Here is a 7,325-nt window from a genome sequence, read left to right on the forward strand (position 1 = left end):
GCACGATGAGACCTGGAGTGAGTCCGCCCAGCCTCCCGGAGTACGACGCCTCCGATCCGGTCGAGAGTGCAATCGTCCGCCGCCTTGCGAGCAATTGGGCGCGCCGGGCAACCGTGAAGAAGGCGGAACCGGAACTGGACGATCTCTTCGATTCGTCGCTGTCCGACTACCCCGAAGCACTTCTCCCGTTCGCGGAGCATCCGACCTACCTGGCATTGAGCCCCGAGCAGAAGCAACGCCTGCAAGCCTGGGCATGGATCGCGTTCAACAAGAACGTCATGGACATCGAGAAGTACGTCGTCAATCCCGGCTTCGACGTTCTCGCCGAAGACCGACTTAACGTCGGTCTCGGAGATTGGGCTGCAGTGGCGGTCAATCAGGCGATGGTCGACGAGCAATATCACACGCTCATGCACTTCAATGCCAGTTCAGCGACCCGTCGAGGCAGGGGCTGGGGGCTGCCGGCCAAGGCATTGCCCGACGTCCTGACGGTCCGCACGCGGGCGCAAGCCCTCGACGCAGCCGGTGATCCGCGCAAGATCGCGCTGACACAGTTGGCGTTCATGACCGTCGCCGAGGTGTCGATCACCGCATACCTCGACCTGATCTCGGACGATCCGGGCGTGCAGTCGATCAACCGCGCGACAATCCGGCTGCACGCTCGCGACGAGTACTGCCATGCCTCGATTGCCGGGGAATTGGCCGTCCTGGTCTGGGATTCCCTGGGTGGTGGAGATCGCAGCTATCTACTCGAAGGTTTCGAGGACGCAATGCGTGCGTTCAGCGGGACCGACTTCGGCGCGTGGCGAGCAATCATGGAAATTGAAGCCATACCTGGAGGACGGAAGATGCTCGACGATGTCGCATTGGAACCGCACAACGAACTGTTCGTGCAGGACTACAGTGGAATAACGTCCCTGCTCCAAAAGCTACAAGTTACACCAGAAGTAACAATCGCTGCAGATAAATATTCTGCCAGTTAATCCCGTGCAATAAAAGAAATAGTTCGCAACGAACGAGAACCAGCAATAGTCCGCAATTATCGGGCACTCCCGATTTTTCAGCTAGACACGAGCGTTCTCGAATCAATACCGGACGGATTTATCAAGAAAAGACGGGAAGATCCCGCGCCCGCTGCCTCCGACCCAAGACCCGAGACGAGAGTTGTCCGGAATCCTTGTCATAAATTCGATAAAGAGGCCACAAGATTGCATGCAGAATACTGTCTGCTGCAATCAAGAATGTTAACTTCCAATTCGATACACCATGATGCTCGAGGGTTTTCTTCGATGCTCGATTATATCGTGCATACACTCGCGGCGAACTAACTCCACGTCTACCCGAAACCTTTGCGGCCATGCTCGAGATCTGCCCCACTGCGCAACGAACATGCGCCATGCAGAGGGATAGATCGATATCCTCATGAATGTCGGTTCGATCGCTGACCGCACCCCTAACGGCCAACCAAGCCGACCGACGCATCGCCATGTTACTGCCTGGAACTGCAACAACGGGCCGAACCGCCCCCTGAGCCCCGCGACCGAGTCGCCAATTCGTCCATCGGCGCTGAAGGCCGGCGATCGGAGATTCATAAAGGTAAGTCAGGCCAGTTACGCCCGAGAAATCGTCGCGACGCTCGAAGAATTCGTGAACCGCAACGGCCCAGTCTTCCCCCACGATCGTATCCGCGTCGATACGTCCGATAATTTCTCCACTCGCCGCGTCAAACCCTTTGTTTCTCGCATGCACCACCCCGGGGCGGGATTCTTTGAGAAGCCGAACCTTGGGACAACTACTTTGATACTTCTCGATCAACTCGGAAGTGTTGTCCGAGGAATTATTGTCAACGATGATGATTTCGTCGACATATTCACCTTGAGCAATGAGCGCTTCGATGCACGTTTCGATGTATTCAGATTCATTAAAAGCCGGAACAACCACCGACAACGTCGCGTTCGCCATTTCCCAACGGTATCGCGAATCTCTCCACAAGACATCGAGCAGCGGGCCCAGGGGACCAACCGGAAGGAATCGGGGGACTTTCGTCACCGGTCAAATCAAAGACCTCCGGTCCGCGCAACCGAATACCCACCTGCGCAGATGCGCTGAAAATCTATTTGGTCATTCGTTCAATTAGAAGAGATCTTTACGTTACAAAGAATATTTGTGATTCTTGCCACAAGGTGAAATCGAAGGTGAGAGTTGCTGGCAGGAGCCACATACTCCCTCTCACGCGTCCGATTGCCCGAGTGTCGGTTTGACCCTCCGGTAACATCTGAGCGGAGATCACGGATAGAAGACAGAAGGCATCTGTGCGCCCGTCGGGAGCGCGTGCCCGTTCCGACAATGCAGACAGCGGAGTGTTGATGCCCTTTTCCACGGACGCAGCGGTACTAGTGGAGGACGTACACAAGTCCTTCAAGAACGTGCACGCGCTGCGAGGGATCAACTTCACCGCCCCACGTGGGACAGTGCTCGGCATCTTAGGTCCCAACGGCGCAGGCAAGACGACGACGGTGAAGGTCCTCTCCACGCTCATTCGTCCCACCAGTGGACGCGCGATGGTGGCTGGCTACGACGTAGTGCGCAACGCTCCCGAGGTTCGACGCTCCATCATGATGACCGGGCAGTTCGCCGCCCTGGACGATTCACTCACCGGCCGGGAGAACATCGAACTGTTCGGCAGGTTGATGGGTCTCGACCGAATGTCGGCGAAGGTGCGCGCTGCCGACCTGCTCTCTCAATTCGACCTCGTCGAAGCAGGATCTCGAGTAGTGAGGAACTACTCCGGCGGTATGCGCCGACGAATCGATATCGCGTGTGGCCTGGTTGTTCGCCCCGAGGTCGTTTTCCTCGACGAGCCGACCACCGGCTTGGATCCGCGCAGTCGGCAGAGCGTCTGGTCGCTGGTCCAGTCACTGAAGGAGCAGGGAATCACCGTGCTCCTGACAACTCAGTACCTCGAAGAGGCAGATTTACTGAGCGACAACATCATCGTCATCGACAAAGGCGCAGTCATTGCTGAGGGGACTGCTGACCAACTGAAGGCGCGAACCGGCGCAAGCTTCTGCGAGATTGTGCCCGCAGATCTCAAACAGCTGCCTCATGCGGTCCATGCCCTGGGCAATCTGGTCCCCCGCGACTTCAGATTCGATCTGGCACAAGAAAGCGGTCGCATCGCTATCCCCGCACCTGTCGGCGCAGGAACCCTCTCCGAAGCGCTGCGTCGTCTGGACCACGCACGGATTCCGCTTGCAGACATCGCGCTTCGTCGCCCGTCACTCGATGACGTCTTTCTTTCACTCACAGGTGAACAGCACGTAAGCGAGACGCCGTGACGACAACTACAAAATTCGGGGTCGATCAAGTGACTGTCCGCGGGGAAAGTCGCAGCAAGATTGCAGTCCCCGAGGCTTTAAGCGTTGGAAAGCACCGCCGACCGCATCCATCAGCGATCAATCAGTGGTGGGTGCTGACTGCACGCACCGTCAAATCGATGGTCAAGCGCTATGAGCTGCTCGTTGCAGTCATCGCACCGCTGATCTTCACGATCGGGTTCTACCTTCCCTTGAAGTTCGTCATGCAACTTCAAGGGATCAACTACGCGCAGTTCTTGATGCCGATCATTGTCCTGCAGGCGATGGCATTCACATCGATCTCGGCTGCTCAAATGTCTTCGACCGAATCGATCACCGGCTTCAGCAACCGGATGAAAACCATGCCGGTCGTCGGCCCGATCCCGCTGCTGTCCCGTCAATCCAGTGGGTTCGTCAGATCAACAGTCTCGCTTGCTGCCGCATTGGCGTTCGGCCACTTGATCGGTTTTCGATTCTCAGCCGGAGTCGGGCAGGCCGTCTTGTTCTGCGCTGTCGCCCTGGCGTTCAGCACCTGCCTGTCCTTCGCTGGTGACGCCATCGGCTCATTGTCGAAGAGCCCGCAGGCCACCAGTCAAGCGCTGACATTGCCACAGTTGATTCTGGGGATGTTGTCCTGCGGTTTTGCGCCCGAGACCGGCTTTCCCGAGTGGATTCGGCCGTTTGTACGCAATCAACCGGTATCGCAGTTTTCATTCGCCATGCGTGATCTTGCACAAGGCGGAGTCACCTGGAGCGTCCTGTTTCCCGTCGTTGCGTGGACTATCGGGTTGATCGTCGTGTTCGCGCCACTCGCGTTCTGGGCAAGTATGAGGCGGTCATGAACGAACCGACAGATCGATTCATGGCTGTAGTCCGCCCGGTCGAGGGGTTCAACTTCCCTTACCCGGATAAAGCGCTCCCCGAGAACTCGTTCAAGGCGCTGGTCGTGCACAGTGGGATTCAGGCTAAACGCCTGCTGCTCACCTGGCTGCGAGATCCGTCGACGGCCATTCAAGCCCTCATATACCCAGCATTCATGTTGCTCATGTTCCGGGTCGTATTGGGCAATTCGATTACAGCAGCAACCGGCCAGTCGAGTATTTTCGGGACAGTTCCACTGATCATCCTCGTAGGCGCTATGTTCGGGTCGATTGCGAGCGCCGTCGGCCTCAAAGGTGAACGCGCGTCCGGACTGCTGAGTCGATTCTGGACGCTCCCCGCGCATCGCGCCTCGAGTCTCGTCGGACGCATGATCGCAGAAGCAGTCCGAGTTCTTCTCACGTCAATCGTGATTCTCGGCGTCGGCTATCTGCTGGGGTTCCGATTCAATCAAGGTCCGCTGGCGGCCTTCGCGATCTTGGCGTTGCCCGTCATTTTCGGCGTCGGTTTTGCCATGATGGTGACGGCCCTGGCCACTGTCTCCGACAACTTGCCGCTCGTCGAAATCGTATCCATCTCGTGCACACTATTGATGTTCTTCAATTCCGGATTCGTCCCTGTGATGGCCTACCCGAAGTGGCTTCAACCAGTGGTGGCAGAGCAACCGATGTCCGTCGCTATCGACACGATGAGAGGGCTGTCGTTGGGCGGTCCTGTGGCGGAACCCCTCGTCAAGACGCTGATCTGGTCCATCGGCATGATTCTGGTCTTCGTCTACCCAGCAATTCGGGGATACCGACGCGCCGCGGCGATGTCGTAACGAATACAGACCGCAAACCGACTTCACAGTTCGAGAAACAAGTGGCACCAGGGATGAGCATCGATGTACCCGTGCCACGCAACGAGAGGTATCTAACTTGACGCGTACAAGGCAGTCCATGTGGAGGCGCGCTACCGGTGTCGCCGCGGTGACGATGGTGTGCGCTCTGGTTCCGGCCGGTATCGCAACTGCGTCGCCTGTCACTCACCAGGGCGGCGGAGATTCGGTGGAGCCCGTCACGAGTGGTTCTTACGTCGTCTCAGTCGAGCAAGTGAACGATCGCCAAAAGATCGTGAATGTATACGCGGCGTCGATGGACCGCGTTGTTCCAATTCAGGTCATCACTCCTGCCGATGACTCCGCGCCCCGTCCCATCCTGTACTTGCTCAACGGAGCCGGTGGTGGACAAGATTCCGCTACTTGGGAGTACCAGACCGATGTCGTCGACTTCTTCCAGGACAAGAACGTCAACGTCGCGACGCCAGTTGGTGGACGCCTGTCGTACTACACCGACTGGCAGAAGGAAGACCCGAAACTTGGTAAGAACATGTGGAGCACTTTTCTGGGTAAGGAGCTCCCCCCGTTGCTGAACAAGCAACTTGGCAGCAATGGCGAACAGTCGATTGCAGCAATCTCGATGTCGGGTACTTCTGTACTCAACCTGGCGATCGAGTACCCAGGTTTTTACAACTCCGTTGCCGCATTCAGCGGGTGTGCTCAGACCAGCGATCCGCTCGGCCAGCAGTTCGTCAAGACCACCACGGAGTGGATCGGCGGCGTTGACGACGTGCAGAACATGTGGGGTCCGTTCGACGGCCCCGGTTGGCGGGAACACGACCCCCTTGTGAACGCTGAGAAGCTGCGTGGCACACAGATTTACATGAGCACCGGCAGCGGGCTCCCCGGTTTCCCCAATGACACCCCTGCTAATCCGCGCATCCAGGACGGCCGCGCTGCGATGTTCGACCAGATCGTTGTCGGCAGTCCGATCGAGCTTGCAACCAACCTGTGTACCTCCAACATGGCGAAGCGGCTCTTCGAACTGAATATTCCGGCAGTAGTGGATTTCCGACCAACAGGTACCCATTCATGGGGCTACTGGCAAGACGATCTACACAAGTCCTGGCCATTCATCGCACAGTCTCTGGGCGTCTGATTCAAGTGCCTCGTGCTGGCTTCAACTCCAGCACGAGGCACCGATTAGCTTCATAGGAGGAATCAGCGGTGCGGTTCATTCGGATCATGCTGGTCGTACTGGGAACGTGTTTCCTGCTGTCTGGCACCTCAGTTAGTGCCCTGGCGGATGATCGAGAACCCAGCCCTGGTTTCGCGACTATGGGTCCATCGCCGGCGGGCTCCAACAACTGGAATTGCGTTCCGAGCGCCGATCATCCTCGTCCGGTAGTTCTCATCCATGGAACAACCGCGAACATGGTTGATACCTGGGCTGAACTTTCCCCGCAACTTGCTGATCTCGGCTACTGCGTATTTGCTCTCAATTATGGAGGGGCACGGGAAATCTTCAATCCCAACGCTCTCCAATGGGGTATCAGGGACATTGCGACTTCAGCGAAAGAGCTTGCAACCTTCGTTGATTCAGTTCGCCGTCATACGGGTGCAGGCCAGGTGGATCTCGTAGGCCACTCCCAAGGGGGAGTCGTCGCTCGCCAGTACCTGAAGTTCGACGGTGGTTCGACTCCGGAAGATCCGTCGAAAAACGCCGTCCATTCTCTGGTCACCCTCGGCGCTACCAACCACGGAACGACCTTCGGCGGCTTGCAAGCAAACGCCAAACAACTCTCAGATATGGGGCTTCCTGGAGACCTCTTGGTTCAGGCGATTTGGGGACCAGCCGGTGTTCAACAACTTCAAGGGACACCGCTGTTGACTGAGCTCAATGCGGGCTCGGAAACCCAACCGGGAGTTACGTATACCGTAATCGCGACCGCTCACGACCAGATTTCAACCCCTCCGGAAGCTTCGTTCCTTACCGCAGGCCCCAATTCCGTTGTAAACAACGTCTGGGTCCAGGATGGATGCCCAGGCAACACTGCCTCGCATGCGGGGCTGGTTCGTGACGCGCATTCGTTGGACCTCGTAAAATCCGCGCTCGATCCGGAATTCACGCCGATCCCCTGCGCATAGCTGCCCCAGACGTCGAGATGGTCAGCCGCAGCGGTCGAAATCGCACGCTCGACAAACTCCGATCGACAAGCGTGCGCTGTCACGGGTGAACATGACCTCCTACAAGGCCAATCACGAAGAGCGAA

The 7,325-nt window shown here is 57.4% G+C and carries 7 protein-coding genes; 6 read left to right on the forward strand and 1 reads right to left on the reverse strand.

Going from position 1 to position 7,325, the window contains the following annotated elements; translation table 11 throughout:
• Window positions 1–5 precede the first annotated feature (5 nt).
• Complete coding sequence (locus ABIE52_RS12485) at window positions 6–983, forward strand: diiron oxygenase (protein WP_065352166.1); 978 nt, start codon at window positions 6–8, stop codon at window positions 981–983.
• Window positions 984–1,104: 121 nt separating this feature from the next.
• Here the strand turns inward: ABIE52_RS12485 and ABIE52_RS12490 are convergent, their stop codons facing one another.
• Entirely contained in the window at window positions 1,105–1,962 is an 858-nt protein-coding gene (locus ABIE52_RS12490; protein WP_064073940.1) for a glycosyltransferase family 2 protein, read from the reverse strand.
• Between the two features lie 404 nt (window positions 1,963–2,366).
• Between ABIE52_RS12490 and ABIE52_RS12495 the strand changes: the two genes are divergently transcribed.
• The 5 genes from ABIE52_RS12495 (at window position 2,367) to ABIE52_RS12515 (ending at window position 7,200) form a co-directional block, all read left to right on the forward strand.
• The gene (locus ABIE52_RS12495) at window positions 2,367–3,338 is read left to right on the forward strand and encodes a daunorubicin resistance protein DrrA family ABC transporter ATP-binding protein (protein WP_020969036.1); all 972 of its coding nucleotides are present in this window, start codon (window positions 2,367–2,369) and stop codon (window positions 3,336–3,338) included.
• Window positions 3,335–4,198, forward strand: coding sequence for an ABC transporter permease (locus tag ABIE52_RS12500; protein ID WP_054781949.1), 864 nt, complete (start codon window positions 3,335–3,337; stop codon window positions 4,196–4,198). Before ABIE52_RS12495 ends, ABIE52_RS12500 begins: the two co-directional genes overlap by 4 nt.
• A complete protein-coding gene (locus tag ABIE52_RS12505; RefSeq protein ID WP_058039006.1) occupies window positions 4,195–5,055 on the forward strand; it encodes an ABC transporter permease in 861 nt (286 codons plus the stop codon). The genes ABIE52_RS12500 and ABIE52_RS12505 overlap by 4 nt, the downstream gene beginning before the upstream one ends.
• A 118-nt stretch (window positions 5,056–5,173) precedes the next feature.
• Complete coding sequence (locus tag ABIE52_RS12510) at window positions 5,174–6,211, forward strand: alpha/beta hydrolase (protein ID WP_058039005.1); 1,038 nt, start codon at window positions 5,174–5,176, stop codon at window positions 6,209–6,211.
• Between the two features lie 179 nt (window positions 6,212–6,390).
• On the forward strand, window positions 6,391–7,200 hold the full coding sequence (locus ABIE52_RS12515; protein WP_256082506.1) for an esterase/lipase family protein: 810 nt from the start codon (window positions 6,391–6,393) through the stop codon (window positions 7,198–7,200).
• The last annotated feature ends 125 nt before the right edge of the window (window positions 7,201–7,325 follow it).

This window comes from Rhodococcus sp. OAS809, assembly GCF_040546695.1.
In the GTDB taxonomy this organism is placed as follows: Bacteria; Actinomycetota; Actinomycetes; order Mycobacteriales; family Mycobacteriaceae; genus Rhodococcus_F; species Rhodococcus_F qingshengii.

Coding starts and splice junctions, on each gene's coding strand:
- ABIE52_RS12490 (WP_064073940.1), bottom strand. CDS start 1,962: ATGGCGAACGCGACGTTGTCGGTGGTTGTTCCGGCTTTTAATGAATCT.
- ABIE52_RS12510 (WP_058039005.1), top strand. CDS start 5,174: ATGTGGAGGCGCGCTACCGGTGTCGCCGCGGTGACGATGGTGTGCGCT.
- ABIE52_RS12495 (WP_020969036.1), top strand. CDS start 2,367: ATGCCCTTTTCCACGGACGCAGCGGTACTAGTGGAGGACGTACACAAG.
- ABIE52_RS12485 (WP_065352166.1), top strand. CDS start 6: ATGAGACCTGGAGTGAGTCCGCCCAGCCTCCCGGAGTACGACGCCTCC.
- ABIE52_RS12515 (WP_256082506.1), top strand. CDS start 6,391: ATGGGTCCATCGCCGGCGGGCTCCAACAACTGGAATTGCGTTCCGAGC.
- ABIE52_RS12505 (WP_058039006.1), top strand. CDS start 4,195: ATGAACGAACCGACAGATCGATTCATGGCTGTAGTCCGCCCGGTCGAG.